This is a genomic window from Nitratireductor aquibiodomus, assembly GCF_900105565.1.
Lineage (GTDB): Bacteria > Pseudomonadota > Alphaproteobacteria > Rhizobiales > Rhizobiaceae > Nitratireductor > Nitratireductor aquibiodomus.
The window spans coordinates 1,019,769-1,040,237 of sequence record NZ_FNSL01000001.1 but is presented as its reverse complement, the minus strand read 5'-3'; the positions used below and the strand labels follow the sequence as shown (position 1 = coordinate 1,040,237).

The 20,469-nt window shown below is 62.8% G+C and carries 10 protein-coding genes; 4 read left to right on the top strand and 6 right to left on the bottom strand.

The genetic code is table 11. From position 1 onward, the window contains the following. The first annotated feature begins 248 nt into the window (after positions 1–248). Positions 249–7,130, top strand: coding sequence for an isopeptide-forming domain-containing fimbrial protein (locus tag BLW55_RS04875; RefSeq protein ID WP_177175018.1), 6,882 nt, complete (start codon positions 249–251; stop codon positions 7,128–7,130). A 101-nt stretch (positions 7,131–7,231) separates the two neighbouring features. Here BLW55_RS04875 and BLW55_RS04870 read toward each other — a convergent pair whose 3' ends face one another. Next, positions 7,232–10,900, bottom strand: coding sequence for a DUF7929 domain-containing protein (locus BLW55_RS04870; RefSeq protein ID WP_090327124.1), 3,669 nt, complete (start codon positions 10,898–10,900; stop codon positions 7,232–7,234). A gap of 10 nt (positions 10,901–10,910) precedes the next feature. Continuing rightward, the gene (locus tag BLW55_RS04865) at positions 10,911–12,902 is read right to left on the bottom strand and encodes an NHL repeat-containing protein (protein WP_090327122.1); all 1,992 of its coding nucleotides are present in this window, start codon (positions 12,900–12,902) and stop codon (positions 10,911–10,913) included. 424 nt (positions 12,903–13,326) lie between these two features. On the opposite strand from BLW55_RS04865, the gene BLW55_RS04860 reads away from it, so the two are divergent. The 3 genes from BLW55_RS04860 to BLW55_RS04850 are packed head-to-tail and all read left to right on the top strand — an operon-like array spanning position 13,327 to position 15,942. Then, on the top strand, positions 13,327–13,896 hold the full coding sequence (locus BLW55_RS04860; protein WP_090327119.1) for a sigma-70 family RNA polymerase sigma factor: 570 nt from the start codon (positions 13,327–13,329) through the stop codon (positions 13,894–13,896). Next, positions 13,893–14,549 carry an anti-sigma factor gene (locus BLW55_RS04855; RefSeq protein WP_090327118.1) on the top strand — a complete coding sequence of 219 codons (657 nt, stop codon included), beginning with the start codon at positions 13,893–13,895 and terminating at the stop codon, positions 14,547–14,549. Before BLW55_RS04860 ends, BLW55_RS04855 begins: the two co-directional genes overlap by 4 nt. Then, positions 14,542–15,942, top strand: a complete 1,401-nt coding sequence (locus tag BLW55_RS04850; RefSeq protein ID WP_090327115.1) for a S8 family serine peptidase — start codon at positions 14,542–14,544, stop codon at positions 15,940–15,942. The genes BLW55_RS04855 and BLW55_RS04850 overlap by 8 nt, the downstream gene beginning before the upstream one ends. Here BLW55_RS04850 and BLW55_RS04845 read toward each other — a convergent pair. The 4 genes from BLW55_RS04845 to BLW55_RS04830 are packed head-to-tail and all read right to left on the bottom strand — an operon-like array spanning position 15,939 to position 20,432. Continuing rightward, the gene (locus BLW55_RS04845; RefSeq protein WP_090327113.1) at positions 15,939–16,724 is read right to left on the bottom strand and encodes an ABC transporter ATP-binding protein; all 786 of its coding nucleotides are present in this window, start codon (positions 16,722–16,724) and stop codon (positions 15,939–15,941) included. The two genes, BLW55_RS04850 and BLW55_RS04845, sit on opposite strands and share 4 nt — an antisense overlap. Continuing rightward, entirely contained in the window at positions 16,724–17,704 is a 981-nt protein-coding gene (locus tag BLW55_RS04840; RefSeq protein WP_090327111.1) for a FecCD family ABC transporter permease, read from the bottom strand. The genes BLW55_RS04845 and BLW55_RS04840 overlap by 1 nt, the downstream gene beginning before the upstream one ends. Beyond that, positions 17,701–18,570 carry an ABC transporter substrate-binding protein gene (locus tag BLW55_RS04835; RefSeq protein WP_090327109.1) on the bottom strand — a complete coding sequence of 290 codons (870 nt, stop codon included), beginning with the start codon at positions 18,568–18,570 and terminating at the stop codon, positions 17,701–17,703. Before BLW55_RS04835 ends, BLW55_RS04840 begins: the two co-directional genes overlap by 4 nt. Beyond that, the gene (locus BLW55_RS04830) at positions 18,570–20,432 is read right to left on the bottom strand and encodes a TonB-dependent receptor plug domain-containing protein (RefSeq protein WP_090327106.1); all 1,863 of its coding nucleotides are present in this window, start codon (positions 20,430–20,432) and stop codon (positions 18,570–18,572) included. The genes BLW55_RS04835 and BLW55_RS04830 overlap by 1 nt, the downstream gene beginning before the upstream one ends. Positions 20,433–20,469: the final 37 nt, after the last annotated feature.

The following is a 20,469-nucleotide window of genomic DNA, read 5'->3' as shown; positions in this document are numbered from 1 at the left end:
CGGCAACAGTTCCATGGGCTTCCAGCATGCGGATGGCGTGCCGTCCGCTTCAATTGGGAGCTTCAGACTGGGTCTCTGTCGATACGTCTGTGACGGCGGGAATACAGACCGTTGGTGTGAATGAAAGCAACGCTACCCATCATTTCAGAGGGTGGTTTTGCGACGAAGCAGCCTATCGAGCTGCTTCGGGAATCCACAGGCAAGCCGGAGGACGGGGTTATGATGGTATCAATGTCTATTGCGGGCAATTGGAACAAGCCCGACATTCGGCCGCTCTGAGTTTTTCCGATTTTGCATGGGACCAGACCATCGGTGGTGCCGGTTGGCTGGTCAACCTGACCAAGGACAATGTTCTTCTCGACAATGGAAGCGGGCTATCGGGGGAGGATGTTGAACCATATGTCTCCCTGTCCGACAACGACCCTGCGGACTATAGCCCCAGCAGTGAGGTCTATGTGCTGCCGGGATCAGGTTATGGAGCCACGGCTTCGCAACGGCCTTCCGGAATTCCGGAGAACGCGTTCGCAGAGATCGGCAGTTGTGCGGGCAAAATCGTAAAAATCGACCAAGAGGACAGCACCTGTTCTCTCACGATTGCCGGTCGCCCCGACCTTTCGATTGCCATCTCCACGCCGACGGGCGTCTACAATGCACCCGGCGATACGATGAACATGACGGTGAGTGCCACCAATCTGGGCCCGGGTACCGTTGAAGCCTCGGATGGGTTTGTCATAAGTATTGCCGTGCCGACAGGATGGACGGCCAGCCCGGTTCCGGGATGTACGGTCTCCGGACAGACGGTGTCCTGCGCGGTGAACACGCCGCTGGCGCCCGCGGCCACCCCCGGAGGGGCAGGTGGCGGCATCACGTTCACCATCCCGCTCGTGGCCAACTCCGATGCCGTCTCGGGAAGCCATCCCATCACCGCCTCGCTTGATCGGTCTGTCCCTGACGGAGACGGCGATCCGACAAACGATGATTTCGAAACGGCCAACGATCAGGAACAAGGCACGGTCGAGTTTGTCAAACTGCCCAGATTGACTGTCCGCAAGACGACCTTTGACGATGTGGGCAGCTTTACCTTCACTGGCAACAATGGCTGGCAAAGCCAGACGATCACGACCGTATCGGAAGGTGTTGCGGAGCGCGGCGATACGCAGATCCTGTCAGACGTCGGCGTCGAAACGGTTATCTCCGAGACTCTGCCGCCCAATTGGGTTCTCGATGACGTTATCTGCCTCGGAATGGGATCCGGGGGGACAGTCTCCTTCGACGACAACTCCTTCACGCTCTCATCCGAGGCGGTGGCCGTAGACAGCGAGATTGACTGCACGGTGGTCAATCAAAAGGTGTTGCTCAGCACGTCCAAGGCATCGGATGTGGGCGATGGGGTGGGCGTTCAGGCGGGCGATACGATTACTTATACGCTGACGATCGTGGTGACAGGCGGGACGACGACACAGGACCTTGTTCTGACCGATGTGCTGGGCGCGGGGCTCGACTTCGGCAGTGTGACGGCACCCGGTGCGTTTGCTGCGGATACTGGTGGCGCGCCGACCCTGTCGTTCACGCTTCCTGCGGGGACTGCGGCGGGTACCTACAGCGTGTCGTACACCGCAACTGTTTCGGGCGGCGCATCGGGCTCGGTGTCGAATACCGTGACCGCAGATGTGGGGGACTGCAACCCCTGTGCGACAAGCAACCCGCTTGTGGAACTCAGCACCTCGAAAGCGTCCGATGTGGGCGATGGTGTTGGCGTTCAGGCGGGCGACACGATTACCTACACGCTGACGAGCGTGGTTACCGGCGGCACCACAACACAGGACCTGGTGCTGACCGATGTGCTGGGGGCGGGGCTCGACTTCGGCAGTGTGACGGCCCCTGGTGTGTTTGTTGCCGATACGGGTGGCGCGCCGGCCTTGTCGTTCCGGCTTCCCGCCGGCACATCGGCGGGTACCTACAGCGTGTCCTACACGGCGACGGTCTCGGACAGTGCATCCGGCTCGGTGTCGAATGCCGCCTCCGCAGATGTGGGGAACTGCAATCCCTGTGCGACGAGCAACCCGCTGGTGGAGCTCAGTACCTCGAAGGCTTCCGACGTGGGCAACGGCGTGGGGGTTCAGGCGGGCGACACGATTACCTACACCCTGACGAGCGTGGTTACCGGCGGAACGACGACACAGGACCTGGTTCTGACCGACACGCTGGGCGCGGGGCTTGACTTCGGCAGTGTGACGGCGCCGGGTTCCTTCGTGCCTGATACGGGTGGGGCGCCAACACTGTCCTTCACGCTTCCCGCCGGCACATCGGCAGGAACGTATAGCGTGTCCTACACGGCGACGGTCTCGGACGGCGCATCGGGCTCGGTGTCGAATACGGTCACCGCAGATGTGGGGGACTGCAACCCCTGTGCCACGGCCAATCCGCTCGTGGGGATCAGCACGTCGAAGGCATCTGACGTGGGCGATGGCGTGGGTGTTCAGGCTGGAGATACGCTGACCTATACACTGACGACTGTGGTTGCCGCCGGGGCGACGACACAGGACCTGGTCCTGACCGATGTGCTGGGCCCGGGGCTCGATTTTGGCAGTGTGACGACACCGGGCGCGTTTACTGCCGATACCGGTGGAGCGCCAAGCCTGTCGTTCACGCTTCCGACAGGTACGGCTGCCGGCACCTACAGTGTCTCCTATACGGCGACCGTAACCGAAGCTGCATCGGGACAGGTGTTGAACACTGCGACGGCGGATGTGGGAGACTGCAATCCCTGCGCCACTGCGAACCCGCTGGTGGAACTCAGCACGTCCAAGGCATCGGATGTGGGCGATGGGGTGGGCGTTCAGGCGGGCGATACGATTACCTACACGATGACGACCATTGTTACTGGCGGGACGACGACACAGGACCTTGTTCTGACCGATGTGCTGGGCGCGGGGCTCGACTTCGGCAGTGTGACGGCGCCGGGTTCCTTCGTGCCTGATACGGGTGGCGCGCCGACCCTGTCCTTCACGCTTCCAGCAGGAACATCGGCAGGAACACACAGCGTGTCGTACACCGCAACTGTCTCGGACAGTGCATCCGGCTCGGTGTCGAATGCCGTCACCGCAGATGTTGGGGATTGCAACCCCTGTGCGACAAGCAACCCGCTTGTGGAACTCAGCACCTCGAAGGTATCGGATGTGGGCGATGGGGTGGGCGTTCAGGCGGGCGATACGATTACCTACACGCTGACGACCATTGTTACTGGCGGGACGACGACACAGGACCTGGTGCTGACCGATGTGCTGGGGGCGGGCCTCGACTTCGGCAGTGTGACTGCGCCCGGTGCGTTTGTTGCCGATACGGGAGGGGCACCAACTCTGTCGTTCACGCTTCCAGCAGGAACATCGGCAGGAACACACAGCGTGTCGTACACCGCAACTGTCTCGGACAGTGCATCCGGCTCGGTGTCGAATGCCGTCACCGCAGATGTTGGGGATTGCAACCCCTGTGCGACAAGCAACCCGCTTGTGGAACTCAGCACCTCGAAAGCGTCCGATGTGGGCGATGGTGTTGGCGTTCAGGCGGGGGACACGATTACCTACACGCTGACGAGCGTGGTGACAGGCGGCACCACAACACAGGACCTCGTTCTGACCGACACGCTGGGCGCGGGGCTCGACTTCGGCAGTGTGACGGCGCCCGGTGCGTTTGTTGCCGATACGGGTGGTGCGCCAACTCTGTCGTTCACGCTTCCTGCGGGGACTGCGGCAGGAACACACAGCGTGTCCTATACAGCGACGGTCTCGGACAGTGCATCCGGCTCCGTGTCGAATGCCGTCACAGCAGATGTGGGGGACTGCAATCCCTGTACAACGAGCAATCCGCTTGTGGAACTCAGCACCTCGAAGGCGTCCGACGTGGGCGATGGTGTTGGCGTTCAGGCGGATGACACGATTACTTACACGCTCACGAGCGTGGTGACAGGCGGGACGACGACACAGGACCTTGTTCTGACCGATGTGCTGGGCGCGGGCCTTGACTTCGGCACTGTGACAGCCCCGGGTTCCTTCGTGCCTGATACGGGTGGCGCGCCGACCCTGTCCTTCACGCTTCCCGAGGGGACTGCGGCGGGTACCTACAGCGTGTCCTACACGGCGACGGTCTCGGACAGTGCTTCCGGCTCGGTGTCAAATGCCGTTACGGCAGATGTGGGGGACTGCAATCCCTGCGCCACTGCGAACCCGCTGGTGGAGCTCGGCACGTCCAAGGCATCGGATGTGGGCGATGGGGTGGGCGTTCAGGTGGGCGACACGATTACTTATACGCTGACGACCGTGGTGACAGGCGGGACGACAACGCAGGACCTGGTGCTGACCGATGTGCTGGGCGCGGGGCTCGACTTCGGCAGTGTGACGGCACCCGGTGCGTTTGTTGCCAATACGGGAGGGGCGCCAACTCTGTCGTTCACGCTTCCAGCAGGAACATCGGCAGGAACACACAGCGTGTCGTACACCGCAACTGTCTCGGACAGTGAATCGGGCTCGGTGTCCAACGCTGCCTCCGCAGATGTGGGGAACTGCAATCCCTGTACAACGAGCAACCCGCTGGTGGAGCTCAGTACCTCGAAGGTATCGGATGTGGGCGATGGTGTTGGCGTTCAGGCGGGCGACACGATTACCTACACCCTGACGAGCGTGGTTACCGGCGGAACGACGACGCAGGATCTGATCCTGACAGACACGCTGGGGCCGGGACTCGACTTCGGCAGTGTAACAGATATCGGATCGTTTGCCGCCGATACCGGTGGCGCACCGGAACTCACCTTCACGCTTCCTTCCGGAACGGCTGCCGGCACCTACAGTGTGTCCTACACGGCGACGGTATCTGACAACGCGTCGGGACCGTTATCCAATGCGGTGGTCGCGGATGTGGGTGAATGCGGTTCGTGCGCAACAGCAAACCCGCTTGTCAGGCTCAACACGACAAAGAGTTCAGATGTTGGAGACGGCGCGGATGTCCAGATCGGGGACACGCTTACCTACACGCTGACAACCGTGGTTGCCGAAGGGGCGACCACGCAGGATCTCATTCTAACCGATACGCTCGGCGCCGGGCTCGACTTCGGCAGTGTCACGAATTCCGGTCCATTCACCGCGGAGACGGGCGCGGCGCCGGAATTGTCCTTTACACTGCCCGCAGGGATGCCGGCTGGAAGCCACAGCATAACTTATACGGCAGTCGTGGCCGAAGGGGCGCCGGTGACACTGTCCAACAGTGTGGTCGCAAGCAATGGAGACTGCATCTCGTGCAGCACCGAAAACCATCTCCCGCCCGATGTGCGTATTTCCAAATCCCTCGTGTCGGAGGATGGTGCCGTTCCCGGGCTGGCAGAACTCGGGGAAACTCTGATTTTCGAGATCGTTCTGACCAATGCGGGCAGCGCTGCCGACAGTTTTTCCGTTCGTGATGTACTGGACACGCATCTCATGTTTGTCGATGCAAGCGATGGCGGAGACCATGCTGACGGGATCATCGACTGGACAGGTTTAACGGTTCCGCAGCGTGAGGGCAGTGTTGACGGGCAGCTCGTTCTGACAGTTGAGGCCTCGGTCGCCGAGCGGCTTTCGGAAACGGCTGATACGGTCGTCAATCTTGCCAAAAAACCCGATGCGGCAGACCCGGAATGCCCCTCTGAACAATGCGTTGTTCTTCCGCTCCAGTTTCCCGGGCTGAGCCTGACAAAGACGGGCGGATTCACCGATATCGATGGCGATGGACTGGCTTCTCCTGGTGACGTTCTCCATTATGAGTACGAAGTCGTCAACACTGGCAAACTCCCCGTAACCGACATTCGGATCGAGGACGAAGGTCCGGAATTTAATGGGCATGCCGCAAATGGTCGATTGTCTGATATCCGGCCGCAAACCCAGTCTCTGGATGCCGATGATACGGGGCAATTCTCGGCCACATATCTCCTCACACAGGCCGACATCGACAATGGCGCGGGACTTCTCGAGGCTGTCAGGAACTCAGCTGTCGCGTATGGCTCGGTTGTGGACGGCGGCGGCGAAGAATTTCAGCTCGCGTCAAACGAAAGCGTGTTCTCGTTTACCCTGCCTGCAGGGGGCAAAAACCTGACAATCAGCAAGATGGCCGAAAGACCGACGATCCGCCGGGGCGAACAGGCACCGTTTACGATCGTCGTTGCCAACAACAGCGATGTGCCCGTTCGCGGACTGAAAGTCGAGGATCAGCTTCCCGCCGGGTTCCGCTTCATTGAGGGTTCTGCAGTGGTTGACGGAGCACCGGCAGCCCCGGTCGTCAACGGCCGTTCGCTGCTGTTCGACGACATTTTCGTGGAGGCGCGAAGCTCCGTCGAAATCCGTCTGAGCATGAACGCGCCTGCCTCCATAGGTCCCGGCATCTATGTCAATACGGCGGTTCTGACCGATCCTCTCGGCCGCCGGATCTCCGCGGAAGCCAAAGCCAGCGTTCAGATCGAAGCGGAACCCGTCTTCGACTGCGGTGACGTGATCGGCAAGGTCTTCGACGACAGAAATCGCAACGGATATCCAGATGACGAGGAGCCTGGCCTGCCGGGCGTGCGGCTGGCCGTGGTGGAGGGGAAGCTGATAACAACTGACCCGGCCGGGCGCTTCCACATACCATGCGCTGCGCTACCAGATCAGCGCCTTGGGACCAATTTTGTCATTAAGCTCGATGCCCGTACGCTGCCCTCTGGATACCGGCCTACGACGGAACATGTGCGTGTGGTACGTTTGACGGCAGGAAAGATGATGAAGGTCAATTTCGGTGCATCGATCCAGCGCGTTGTGCGGCTGGATCTGCGTAGCGATGCGTTCGTTCGCGGGACAAGCGCTCTCAGTCAGAGCTGGCTGTCGGGTATCGACCAGCTGATCCAGATTCTCGACAGGGAGCCCTCCGTCCTTCGGCTGAGCTATCTTGATAATGAAGGTAGCCGAACGCTTGCGAGAACCCGCCTTGCCTGGGTGGAAAAGCGTATCAAGAAACACTGGCGAAGGTGGGGAGGACGGTATCGCCTCGAAATTGAAACGCGTGTGCTCACCGGGAAAGTGCGCCCGCCGGGATATTCAGGATTTGAACTGGACGCAGCCGCGGAGCGGTGATGTCTCTATCGGGAGCGGGTGAAGAGAAGATACCTGCCTCCAGAGCATTGTATAAGCCCCGCCGGTAAAACCGGCGGGGCCATTTTTCAGAGGTGCTCCGGTTACTGGAGCTGATTGCCTTTGTCGCGCGGCCGCAGGAGTTGCGGATTGATGCGCAGGGGACGATCAAGCTGCTGCCGGGGCACCCGGTTTACCGGTGGCGTCACGCGGATCTGCCGGCAATTCGGGTATTTGCCCGTGGTGCCCGGCGGGCAACGGCGCTGCACGACCGGACGACAGTTCGGGAAGGTTCCCGTTGTGCCCTGCGGGCAGCGGCGCTGCACAACCGGGCGGCAGTTGGGGAACGTGCCAGTCGTTCCACGCGGGCAGCGGGGCCGCACGATGGGTGCGCAGTTGGGATAGCGCCCCGTCGTTCCCGGCGGGCACTGACGCTGCACCTCCGGCTTGCGGCAGGCACCGGCCACCAGACGTGTTCCGCGCGGACAGACGCAGCGTCCGTCCTGTGTGCGGATCATGCCCGGAAGCAGGCGGCACTGCTGGCGGATCGGCCGGCAGTTGGGCGGTGTGCCCGTCGTGCCGCGCGGGCATTCGCGCTCGACCTGCGGCTTGACGCAGCGGCCGTTGGCCAGGCGCGTTCCGCGTGGGCAGACACAGCGGCCATCGCGCGTGCGGATCTGACCCGGCAGGAGCCGGCATTGCGGCCGGGGATCTGCCTGCGGCTTCGGATCGGGCTCACGCGGCGGTGTTGGTCGGGGCGTAGGCAGCGGAACCGGAGCGGTCTGCGTGCCAACGCACTGGCCGTTGCGGAAGGTGGTGCCTTCCGGACAGACACAGCGCCCGTCATTGTTGAGAACGAGACCCGGCGAACATTGCTGGTCCTCATCCTCATCCGCCAGAACCGTGAAGTCGTGGCAGTCATAGGCACGGCCATCTCCTGTTGTTTCCGGCGCACCGGAGAGCGAGGGCGCGGTGCGCACATCCGCTCGACGGTCGATCACCGCAGCGCAGTTGCGTCCCGATGCACCATTGCCCACTTCGTTGGCGAGGCCGCCATCTTCCGGCAGCTCGACAACGACCTCATGCGTGCGGCTCTCGCCACTGGCAAGGGTGAGGTCGGCTTCGCAGGCGAAGGGAAGCTCGGTCGGTTCGGGCGAACAGCCGAAAGGCGGGTTCACCGAAACGATCCGGGCCGGAACGCCGCCAAACCCTTCGACCCGAAGCGCATCGCCGATGCGAACCGGACCTGAGATCGATGACGGACCTTCGTTGCGGATGGTGATCTGGAACGTGCAGGGCTGACCAAGCAGGCACTCTGCATCACCGGTCTTCTCGACCGAGATCCGGGTGCCGCCCTGAGCACAGGCCTCGCCGATGGGATAGACGATGTCGTCTCCCGGAGCCGGGCCGAAGGAACCGCGTGCGCAGTTCTCGAAACGCTCATTGGGTGAGACATTGACCGTCACATCGAAGTGCCGCGCGGTTCCGGGTGTCATGACGGCGCCGGGAATCTCGCAGGTGAGATTTGCCGCAGGCACCGCGCCGCACGACCATTCCGGACCGTCAGGTGTGACAGACTGGACCTCGACCGGTGCACCACTGCCGATGATCTCGGCTGCGTCGTTGACGCGAACCGGGCCGACGGGTGCTGCCGTTCCGGCATTGCTGACCGTGATCCGGCAGGCCACACCTTCGGCGAGCGAGACGGTGGGCTCACAGGTCTTCTGGATGCGCATTTGCGGCTGGCCGCCCGGGATGCCCGGAATGGTCGCCGTCGCGCACGCCTCGTTGTTGGCGAGATTGGTTTCGCCTTCAAGCGCGGTCACCTTCGCACAGTTCTCGACCTCGTTTGTCGGATAGTCTTCGACGATTGTGGTCACGAGAATGTCCGTCGATGCGCCCGGCACGAGATTCAGGCCCGGATGGTCGCACTGGAACGTGTTGCCGGCGAGCGGCGCGCACGACCAGGGCGGTGAGGGGCTGAACGATGCCGAAGCGACATCACCGGCCGGGAACGTGTCCACGAAGCTGACGGGACCGTTGATCGGTGTGGCACCGGCATTGAGGATGGTCACGACGTAGGTGCAGAGACCGTCCGGCGTGCAGACCGTGGGTTCCGCCCGCTTGCGCACGGCGATATCCGGAATGTCGTTCTCCGGCGGCGTGCAGGCCGGATCGCCTGGCAGGCAGATCGCGATTGTGGCGCAGGCCTTGTCGTTGGTCGGATCGCCGAACGGATCCTTGCCGCTGGCCGTGTAGTCATATTCGGCGCAGTTGCGGATCGCGCTCCAGCTCCATGCCGGTCCCGGCTGGAAGCCGAGTTTCAGCTCCACGAACTCGCCCGGATTGAGGGTCGTTTCGGGGTGCTCGCACGACATGGGGCTCATCATCGGAACGCAGGTCCATGGCGCATTTGGCCCTGAGACCACCGTTGCATTGCCGGGCGTCGTTACCTCATCCAGCACGATCTTGCCGGTGTAAGGGGCGTCACCCGCATTGGAGATGCGAATGGTGAAATCGCACGAACCGTCGATCTCGCATTCGGCCTCATCGGCGCGCTTCTCGACCTTGATGTCGGGTTCGCCTTCATCGTCGGGCGGACATTCGAGGTCTTCAGGGATTTCAATGTCGACCACCTGTGAACAGCACAGCCCAACGCCCTCGGCCGGACCCGCATAGGTCTCGATGCCGGTGACGATCAGATGCACCGTATCGCCGGGCAGTGCACCGGTGATTTCCCATTCCAGCGTCCCGCCGCCGGCCGGAACGGGCTGGCTCGGCGGATCGATGGTGATGCCGGGTGTGGTGGAGGTCACGGTGACGACATTGCCTGCCATCTCCGGGCCGACATCCATGCGATAGATATAGGCACCGCCGCCGGGAAGGCAGTCCACCTCGCCGGTCTCGACCGAGAAACAGGCTTCTTCCGGCCCGTCGCCGGGCGGGGGAGGTGGCGGCGGATCGCAGTCCGTTACATCGATGGTGATGGTGGTCGGGTCGCCCGTCTTCCAGTCACCGTCGTCCGGCAGGGCGGGATCGTGCGACGGAATGGTGGCTACAAGCCCGCCGGTTGCCGTGCGGATCACGGCCACATTGGCCTGATTGTCGACATTGGTTGCGGCAGGGAACGCCGCCTGGTCGATCTTTGCCTTGATGGTGATGTCGATGGCGCGCTCGGTCAGACTGCCGTCGCCGTCGAGATCGGCGGCGGAAAGGTGGAAGTCCGACTGGGTGAGCGTGTCATCAAGGGTTGTGCTTGTGCTGACCACATGGGGTGGAACGGCTCCACCGCCGACACCGATGATGTCGCCGCTGAAAGTGGCGTCGACAATCGACAGATTGGCGGGAAGTTGATCGGTAAACTCGAAGGTTACATTGGTGAGAAACGCGTCGAGGCCCGGGTGGGCGATCATGTCAGGTGTGCCGCGCACGCCGAGGCGCAGGCGGTATTCCACATAATCGCAATTGAGCTGTGTTCCACGCTTTTCAAGGAAAGGCGTCAGATCAGGCTCGACCTCGGGCACTTCCGGTTCAAGTTCAATGCGTGGGCCTTCGGCGTCGCCCGGCGTTTCGAGAACCTCAAGCTCCTCGATCGTCCGGTCCTGTGCTCTGGCCTGATTGATGCCGGAAAGCGGTATGAGCGCGGTGGAGAGCGCCATGCCCGCCACCAGCAGCCAGCGCGGCGAGCGCGCTTTTTCTGCAAGGGGTTTCATGATCGTCTCCATGACGTTGTCGACCGTGGTCCGGTCGGTGGGAAAAGTGAACATGATCATCTCTCCCTCCTCACGGCGCACAGGATTCAAGCGGCGTTTCAAGCGGCAACGTCACCTTGCAACAGGGGAAGTAGCCACCCGCCTCGGCGTCGGACTGCTTATAGAAGCACAGGCCGAGATCGACGGTTTCGCCCGGGATGTGGCCGTTGATGCCGAGAGTGAACGGCGTGGCCAGGCTGGGGACCGTCTGCTTGGACGGGGAAACGCCAACGCCGGGCGTCAGCGATTTCGCGGAAAGCGAATCGCCACCGATGCCGGCGCGGTCATGGATGTAGAGATCGGCTTCAAGCCCTGCAGGCGTACAGAAATACGCAGCCGTCTCCAGCTCGATACAGGGCGGGAGATCGTTGGGCGGCGGGAAGCCGGGCGGCCAGCCGGGGACGGGAATGTCGCCCGGATAGGGGATCGGCTCGTAGTAGCCGGCGCGGCCCTCACAGGGACGCCAGACCTCCACGTCGCCGACATGTCCCTTGACCTCCGGGTCTTCGAAGAAACCGTCGTAATCGGCAAACCACGAGCCGAAGGGCGGTTCGTTTTTTGGCCGCACGAGCGTGCTTCTCGTAAGCTGTACGCCATGAACGGCAAGCGGCCCGCCTTCGATGAGCTGGTCTTCAAGGGCAGGGTTGTCGCGCAGCCTGTCGCCGGTTTTGACCAGCGTGGCCGCGCAGGCATTGCGGTTGAAGAAGCCTTCGGCGTCATAGCCATATTGCAGATCGATGCCGCCGGCCCCCTGTCGGTATGGTTCGGGAAAACCGACTGCATATTCCTGCGGTGCCGGCACCCAGATGCTTTCGGTTTCGGGATCGTCGGGGCTTTCGCGCCAGTAGCGCAACACCGACGCCTCGCCGCTGTCGGCAAAGCTTGAGTAGTCATAGCGGTTTTCGACCTCGCCCCGCTGGGCAAGGTACATGAAGCCGCGCGTGTCGAAGGCGATGTCGGTGACCGGAAGATCTTCCTCCGCTTCCACCGTCAGCTCCCAGCGCGGGTCGCCGGCGAAGGTGCCGTCGCGGGCGATGCCCACGGACCAGATTTCCGCTTCCTCACCAACGGCGTAGTAGAGGCGTCCGCCATGCATGGCGAGGCCATGGACGCTGCGCTCTTTCTGCGTGTAGCCCCAGCTTTTCGGCTCTTCCGCGTCGAAAGCAGCACCCTGTATGTCCATCACGGCGCCATCGTCAGCCACGGGATCGAGCCCGCGTGCCGGCCTGCCGTTCACGCCATGATCGAACGTGTCGATGAGATTGCCGTCGATGTCGATGCGGTGAATGAGACCGCTGTCTAGATCGGAAGCGAAGAACTGGCGGTGTGACCGGTCAAAGGCGATGTTGCCGATGCCGGGTCCGCTGTTGGTGTCGATATTGGCAAACAGGGTCACGGCACCGGTGATGCCGTCGATTTTCCAGATCGAACCGGGCCCGCCGCCATTCTTCTCGCCGAACTGCCCATCCATGAAGCGTGCGCCGGCTTCGCCGCGGCGCTGTCGTTCGGGCCGCCCGTCCTCGTCTTCGTCTTCCGTGACGATCTGGAGGCCGTGCAGGGACGTGGCCGCCGCATAGAGGTTCGGCACGATGGCCGTGGTCTCTTCGCGCCTACCGTCATCATAGGCAAGGCCGAACACCTGGCCGATTTCGGAGGCCGGCACTTCGAAGGGCGGTGGCGTAAAGACCACCTGCCCCTCAGGTGGGGCGCCGAGCCAGGTCATGTCGAAGATGCGCAACGAGGCGCGCTCGGTGTCGATGAAGGTTTCGTCCACCGGGTCGACGCCGGGCAGAAGACCTTCCACGAAACCGGGGATGAGCGTGCCGGGAAAACCGGTCACGGCCATGAAACCCGGCTGGATGATCGCGTTTTCCTGCGCGCTCGCTGGCGCATGTGCTGAAAAGCCCGCCATGACGGCGAGCGCAATGACGGCGGTGCCTGTAAGAAAGCGCCTGGCGCGTGCGCCGGGATGGAGGTCTCCGCTCCCGTCACGCCGTGCCGGGAACCCGTGGTTCTGCCCCATAACTTGCCTCCCGAAACCGTTTCGGAAGGCTGCCGGATGGGCGTCTTTTGCGCGCCCGGTCCCCTTTGTTCCGGTGTATCCCCCCGAAGCGAGGTTCATTTCAACCCCGTCATCGAAGAGCCTACGCCTCGGCTTACGCAAGGTCAACAAAGCCGCCCCGGTTATGCGCCGCGGCGGCTTCAACGACCGTTTGCAGTCGATATGCCGTGTCATCAGAACACTCCTTTCCGGGTGCGCACCATGCGTACCCTGCAGGGTTTGTCTGACGAGGCTGTGAAAAGGTTCACACTGAAGAGCGCCGTAAAGCCGATAGAGGGAGGCAATTCTGTTTCCACCGAACCGCAAATGGACTAGCTTTTCAGAAACTGGGGGAAGCGATGAACCGAAACGTCCCGTCGCGCGACACATTGTCGAAGGGCCGGTCATGAGTGGTTCGGATCAGACATCCGATGCTGCACTCGTGGCCAGAACGGCGCGCGGCGACAGGGCGGCGCTCCGGCTCTTGTTCATGCGGCATCACACGCGGGTGTTCCGTTTCGTGATGCGCCAGACGGGATCGGAAACCATGGCGGACGAGATTGCGAATGAAGTGTTTCTGGAGGTGTGGCGCCAGGCGCCGCGCTTCGAGGCACGCTCTCAGGTCTCCACCTGGCTGCTTGGCATCGCCCGTTTCAAGGCGCTTTCGGCCTTGCGCAAGCGCCGGGAAAGCGCGCTGGATGACGGGCAGGCGGAGGCAATTGAAGACAGCGCCGACACGCCCGAGGTTGCAACGATGAAGGATGACAAGGCGGCGGCGCTGCGCTCATTCGTCAACGCGCTGTCAGAAGAACATCGCACCGTGGTGGATTTGGCATATTATCACGGCAAATCGGTGTCCGAGATTGGCGAAATCCTTTCCGTGCCAGTTGCCACTGTGAAAACCAGAATGTTTTACGCTCGCAAGAAGCTTGGAGAAGCCTTGCAGGCGGCAGGATATGATCGAGGCTGGCCATGAGCGAGAACGCACAATCAAACCGCCGCGACCGGCTTGAGGCGCTGCTGCCGTTCTTTCTGAACGGCACGCTATCGGGCGCGGAACTGCGCGAGGTCGAGGAATGGCTTGCATCCGACCCGCAGGCCATGGCCTCGCTTGCCGAAGCCGAAGGTGAGTATTCGGCGACCGTTGCCGACAATGAGGCGGTCCACCCGCCGGCCGATGCGCTGGCGCGTTTTTCGGAGGCGCTGGCCGAAGAGGCGGGGCCGGAAAGGGCTGTTAGGCCCTCGCTGCGTGAAAGACTGGCCGGCCTTCTTCCCTCACTGCCGGTGCAGGCTGCGTGGGTGGCAGCCGGGCTGGCGCTCGCCATTCTCGTCGGCCAGACGGTCTGGCTCAATCTTTCGCAGACGGAGCAATATTCCGTGGCCGGTGCGGATCGCGAGGATGCACCCTTCGCCTTCGTGACATTTGCGGCGGATGCCTCCATGGTCGATGTCTCGGCACTATTGGAGGCAAGCGGTGCCGAGATCGCCGCCGGACCGCTGCCGGGTGGGCTCTACCGTGTTCTTGTGCCCGCCGAAACGGCGGAGCAATACGACGCAATTGTTGCCGGGCTCGAAAAGGCTGAATTCGTGGAAACCGTCGTCATCGGACGCAGACCGGGCGATGACTAGGTTCGTTTCACGCATCCTGACGGCTATCGCCATCACAGCCCCACTGGCAATGACAGCGCATGCCCAGACCACCGCACCAGCCGAGGCTGCGGACGGTGAAACGCAGGCGCGCACAGCCTCCGGCGAACGGCACGTGGTCTATCTGCCGCCGATGCTGGCGGAGCTTTTTGGGCCGGGGACGGGCGGGGCTGCGCCGGCGCAGCCCGCGACATCCGGGGATGCGCCTTCAACAAATGGCGATGTTTCGGATGGCGGCACTGGCCCAGCAGCATCTCCTCCCACGACGGCGGGAGCGGGGGCGCTTGCCAGACCTGTCGCGCCGCAACGCGCCATCTCCGGGGTTTTTGTGCCGGACGAGGTGCTTGTCACTCTTGACGGCGATGCGGATGTGGCTGCCGCCGTGGCCGCCCAGTTCGGTCTGGAGCTACGCTCGGCCCGTGCCTCCGGGTTGCTCGGGCGCACCATAGCCCGGCTTGGCATCCCTGACGGGCGTCCGGTGGCCTTTGTGCTTGCGCAGCTCGAGGGTGACGGCCGGCTGGCAGATCGTGTGCCGAACCATGTGTTTCAGCTTCAGCAGGCTGCCGCTGTGGTGAACTACGCTTTCGAGCGGATTGCGCTCGATGCGGGATCGGTGAGCGGCGAGAATGTGAGCGTGGCCGTGATCGACACGGCGCTGGAGGAGGCACATCCTGCCCTTGCCGGTCGCATAGGGAGCATGTTTGATGCGCTTCCCGACATGGCGGTGAAGGACCGGGAGCATGGCACGTCCATCTCTGGCCTGATTGCCGGCGGCGGGCCGTTTCGCGGCATGGCGCCCGGCGTGCGGCTTCTCCATGCACGGGCTTTCGAGGGCGGTATCTCCAGCACGAATGTGCTTCTCTCCGCGCTCGACTGGGCGGTGGAAGAGGGCGCGCAGATCGTGAATATGAGCTTTGTCGGGCCGGAGAACCCGCTTTTCTCGTCCGCCTGCCGCAATGCGATGGCGCGGGGTGTCGTGCTTGTTGCCGCTGCCGGCAACAACGGCCCCGGCGCGCCTTTCGGCTATCCAGCGGCCTATGATGGTGTGATCGCAGTGACGGCAACGGATGTGCATGACCGGGTGATGGGAAAGGCCAATCGCGGTCGCTACATCGATCTTTCGGCGCCGGGCGTGAATGTGGTGGCCCCCATCCCCGGCGGCATGGATGTCGTCACGGGCACGTCTTTTGCAGCGGCGGTTGTCTCTGGAGCGATTGCCAACCTTATCCACGCTGGCGGAGACGCTGCCCCGGAGACGCTTTCGGAACTGTTGCGGACCACTGCGGTGGACCTTGGCGATCCGGGTCGTGACGAGGATTTTGGCGACGGGCTCCTCAACGCCAGGGCAGCGATGGAAAAACGCGTGGCCGATTAACCGGACGAGGACGTGTCCGTAAGCCCGACCGGTGCGATGATCAGGCCGTTTTCGTCATGGGCGCGGTGGGCGGTCACACCGTAGATCCTTGCCAGATTCGCCTGCGACAGCACGGCTTCGGGTTTACCGAGCGCTGCAAGTTTCCCTTCGTTCAGAAGTATGACCTCATCGCACCAGCGGGCAGCGAGCGTCAGATCGTGGAGCGAGACCAGCACGGTCCTTCCTTCGGCGGCCAGCCGTTTCAACGACTGCATCAGCATGATCTGATGCGCGGCATCGAGGCCGGAGGCTGGTTCATCGGCGATGAGGAGCGGTGTTTCCTGCGCGATTGCACGCGCCATCAGAACGCGGGCCTGCTCGCCGCCCGACAGCTCGGTGGCGACCCGGCGGGCCAGCGGCGCAATGTCGACCATTGCCATGGCGCGGGCGATCGCGGCTTCGTCCCGGGCATTCGGGCGCTGGCCGAAGCCACGCCATGGCAGGCGACCGAGCGCCACGAGATCGCGAACGGAAAGACGCCAGCCTATGGTTCTCTGCTGCGGCAGATAGGCGATGAGGTGGGCGCGTTGGGCTGGGCCGATCGCCGCTAGATCGTGTTCGCCGAGCTGCATGGCGCCCTCGGCGGCAATGTGCCCGTTCAGCGCGCGCATGAGCGTGGATTTGCCGGCGCCATTCGGCCCCAGAAGGCCAATCACCTGTCCGGGTTCAATGTCGAAGCTGATGGCATCAAGAACCTGCCTCTTTCCGAGCTTCACGCTCAAACTGTCGATGTGGAGGTTCATCAAAGCATCTCCCGGCGGGCGCGGACAACGAGCCACAGGAAGAAGGGCGCGCCGATCAGTGCTGTCAGAACGCCGACATTGAGCTCGCCGGCCGGAAGGACGATCCGCGCGGCGATGTCTGCGGCGAGCAGAAGTGCAGCACCGCCGAGGCCGGCAGGCAGAAGGAGGCTGCTTGGCAGTCGGCTGGTCAGCGGGCGGATGAGATGCGGAACCACGAGGCCGATGAAGCCAATGGTGCCGGCGACCGCCGTTGCCGCGCCAACGGAGAGCGCCACACCGGCGACGATCAGGAAGCGTGCGCGGCCCATGTGAATGCCGAGGCTGGAGGCCGCTTCCTCGCCCAGTGAGAGCGCATCGATGGCGCGGGTCGACAGTGCGATCAGGAGCCAGCCACAGGCCATGAGAGGCAGGGCGAGTGCCACATGCTCCATGGATCGGTCCTTCAGAGAACCCAGCAGCCAGAAGATGATCTCATAGGCGGCGAAGGGGTTGGGTGACAGGTTTAGAACCAGGGAGGTGAGCGCTGCCGCGAGACTGGAGAGTGCGACACCTGCGAGGATGAGCGTGAGCGTCGAGCCCTGGCGCGCGGCGATGGCGAGCAGGATCAGAACGGCGAGAAGCGCCCCGATCAGCGCGCCGGCAGGAAGGGCATAGAGCGAACTTCCGGCAAGGCCTGAGTAAAACACCACCACCGCGCCGAGCGCTGCCATGGAGGACACACCGATCACGCCGGGTTCCGCCAGCGGATTGCGCAAAAACCCCTGAAGCACCGCGCCGGAAAGCCCGAGCGATATGCCGATGGCAAGGCCGAGCAGGGCGCGCGGCAGGCGGATTTCGCGCATGATGATGGCCGCCGCCTCGCCGCCGCCGGCGAAAAGGCCGGTTATGCTGTTCCCGAGGCCCAGTTCGGCGGGACCGATCAGCAGCGACACGACGAACAGCGCGAGTGCGAGGAGTGCAAGCGACGTGGAGAGCTTCATTGCGTCGCGTCCTGCGGGCAGGGGGCGATCTCGGCGCGAAGTGCGGCCAGCGCGCGCACGGCTTCCATCACTCCCGGGGCACCGCACGACAGGGAGCCTTCGGGCACGAATGCACCGATGCGGGTTTCGGGAAGGGCGGCAATCGCCGGGTGACGCGGCACGTGTTCGCCGAGTGTCGGCGCGTCCTGTTTTCTGCTGATGCTGATGACGTCCGGCCGGGCGGCGATCACCTGTTCCAGGGGGAAGGGTGCCATACCGACGACACCGAGATCGGCGGCCAGATTGGCGAAGCCCGCGGCGCGCATCACGGAATCAGCCAGCGTGCCGCTGCCGGGCGCGATGCCGTTCTGATCGTAGGCGATCATGGTGGGGCGCCTGTCGCATTGGCGTGCGGCAATTGCTTCGAGTTCGACTGTGAAATCGCCTGCTATTCTTTCGGCCTTCTCTTCCTGACCGAGGAGCGCGCCCATACGGCGGATTTCGCCCGGAATGGTCTCGAGGGTCTGTGCGAACGAAAATTCCTCGATATGAAAGTCCAGCCTTTTCAAGAGGGTGGTCGTGTTGTGGAGCGCGTAGGTGCCGGTGACCACGAGGTCGGGCTTTTCAAGGAACACCTCTTCGGCAAGTCCGCGATTGACCGGGTAGGCCTGCGCTTCTTCATGCAGCATTGAGAGGCTCGGCTCGCGCGAAAGGAAGGAGACGGAGACGAGCTGATCCGGCCCGGCCAGCGTCATGGCAAGCTGGTCAGTGCACAGATTGAGCGACATGGCGCGTTTTGGGGCGGCCGAAACCGGCGCGACAAGAAGCGCGCCGGCCAGAAAAGCAAGGCCGGAAAGGCGAGGGAGGCTTTTCCGACTCCCCAGCATCAGGGAGCGAACTTTGCCCGGAAGCCAGCGAAGACCCCGAAGCCCGGTGTGTTGTAGCCGCGTACCGTCTGATAATCCTGATCAAGCAGGTTTTCCGCGCGGACATAGAGTTCGGTGTCCTCGGTCGGCTTGTAGGCGACCCTGGCGTTGACAAGCAGATAATCGTCAAGCTCGAAACCGCCGGTGTCGACCGTATCCATAGCCGCCCTGGCAGATGCCGATATTGTCCACTTCTCTGCGGGCTTCACGCTGGCGGTCAGGCCGATTTCGTGGCGTGGCACGCGCGTCAGGCGAACGTCGTTCTGATCCACCGAGTGTGTATAGGTGTAGGCGCCGGTGAGGATCAGCCAGTCGGTCGCGGCATAGCGGAGCGAGGCCTCGACGCCGCGCTGGCGCGACGTGCCCGCGATCTGCTCATAGTGCGTCGTGTAGCCGATCAGATCGTCTATCTCGAGCTGGAAGTAGGTGAGATCGGCAACCACCGCTCCATTCCAGAAACGTTGCTCAACGCCGATGTCGAAGCCGAAGCTGGTTTCGGGCCGAAGGTTGGGGTTTGCGCCGAAGGGACCGAAGAGTTCGTTGAGGCTGGGGGCGCGGAAGCCGGTTCCCACGGAGCTGTGCAGGCGCGTCCCGGTCTCATTGAAAAGATAGGACGCGGTCGCGCGATATGTGGTGTGCCCCCCAAATTCGCTGTGTTCGTCCTGTCTGACACCGGCGGTCAGCGTCAGGTTTTCCAGCGGTGTGGCGATGGCTTCACCCCAGACACCGGCAATCCAGAAACTGGAATCAATCTCGGGATTGAACAGGCCGGCAGGAAAGACCGCGTTCTGGCGTTCGTAATCTGCGCCGCCCTGAACGACCAGCCATTCATTGACGTCAAAAGCGCCCTGATAGTCGGCCTTGTAGCGGCGAGCATTATAGCTTCCATCGAAGCCCGTGCCGGTAATCGACCGTTCGAGGTCAAAGGCCTGTACGGAGACCGTGTTGCGGAAGCGGCCGTCCATGAGGTCGAGATTGAAACCGGCGCGGCCTGCGCGTTGTCTGCTGTGGTTGGTGGCCGTTGGATTGTCACTCGGCAGAAGAGTGCCGAAACCCTGATTGTCGAACTCGGCCTCTGCGTCGATATAAAGCGCCGACCCGAAGACGGAGAAGACTTCGGAGAACGCATGTTCGGCGTTTGCATCGAACGTGATGTTCTCGTAGCCGTCGCGCTCGGTGCCGGAGGCTGCGGCCGAAATGCCGTCGGTGCGGAAGCCCGTGGCGTTGATGGAGAGTTTCGACTGCTCGCTGCCAGCTCTGAAACCGTAGGAACCACCAAACGTGCCATGCGAGCCACCTTCGCCGTGAAGGATGTGGGTGATGCCGGGCTCGACGTCGTCCAGTGTCGACAGGCTTATCACTCCCGCAATGGCGTCGGAGCCGTAGAGGGTGCTCTGTGAGCCCTTGAGGACTTCGATGTTCTGCAGCCCACCGGACAGGAGATATTGGTAGGATGTCTGCACCTGGGTGCTGGTCGGGTCGGAAATGTCGATGCCGTTGTAGAGGGTTTTCACGTAGCGGCGGGGCGCGCCGCGGATCGACAGACTGCCCTCCGCGCCCGCGCCCCCTGGCGATGACAGGCTTACACCCGGCAGAAGGTCAAGATATTCCACCGCAAGCGGCAGAGACTGCTCTTCGATCTCTTCGCGCCTGATCACTTCCACCGTGGAGCCCACTTTGGAAGCCTCTGTTGGCGTGCGGCTGGGTGTGATGACCAGTGTGTCGAGCTCGAAGTCTTCAGCCTGCGCGGTGAGCGTGGAGAAGCCCAGTATCAGCGCGGTCGTGCTGGACAGGATAGAGTTTCGGTGTCGATTTGAACGCATGCGTGTGCTCCAGAACCAAGTTTTTCCGGTTTGCTGG

Coding starts and splice junctions, on each gene's coding strand:
- BLW55_RS04850 (WP_090327115.1), top strand. CDS start 14,542: ATGACTAGGTTCGTTTCACGCATCCTGACGGCTATCGCCATCACAGCC.
- BLW55_RS04870 (WP_090327124.1), bottom strand. CDS start 10,900: ATGATCATGTTCACTTTTCCCACCGACCGGACCACGGTCGACAACGTC.
- BLW55_RS04830 (WP_090327106.1), bottom strand. CDS start 20,432: ATGCGTTCAAATCGACACCGAAACTCTATCCTGTCCAGCACGACCGCG.
- BLW55_RS04840 (WP_090327111.1), bottom strand. CDS start 17,704: ATGAAGCTCTCCACGTCGCTTGCACTCCTCGCACTCGCGCTGTTCGTC.
- BLW55_RS04865 (WP_090327122.1), bottom strand. CDS start 12,902: ATGGGGCAGAACCACGGGTTCCCGGCACGGCGTGACGGGAGCGGAGAC.
- BLW55_RS04855 (WP_090327118.1), top strand. CDS start 13,893: ATGAGCGAGAACGCACAATCAAACCGCCGCGACCGGCTTGAGGCGCTG.
- BLW55_RS04845 (WP_090327113.1), bottom strand. CDS start 16,724: ATGAACCTCCACATCGACAGTTTGAGCGTGAAGCTCGGAAAGAGGCAG.
- BLW55_RS04835 (WP_090327109.1), bottom strand. CDS start 18,570: ATGCTGGGGAGTCGGAAAAGCCTCCCTCGCCTTTCCGGCCTTGCTTTT.
- BLW55_RS04860 (WP_090327119.1), top strand. CDS start 13,327: ATGAGTGGTTCGGATCAGACATCCGATGCTGCACTCGTGGCCAGAACG.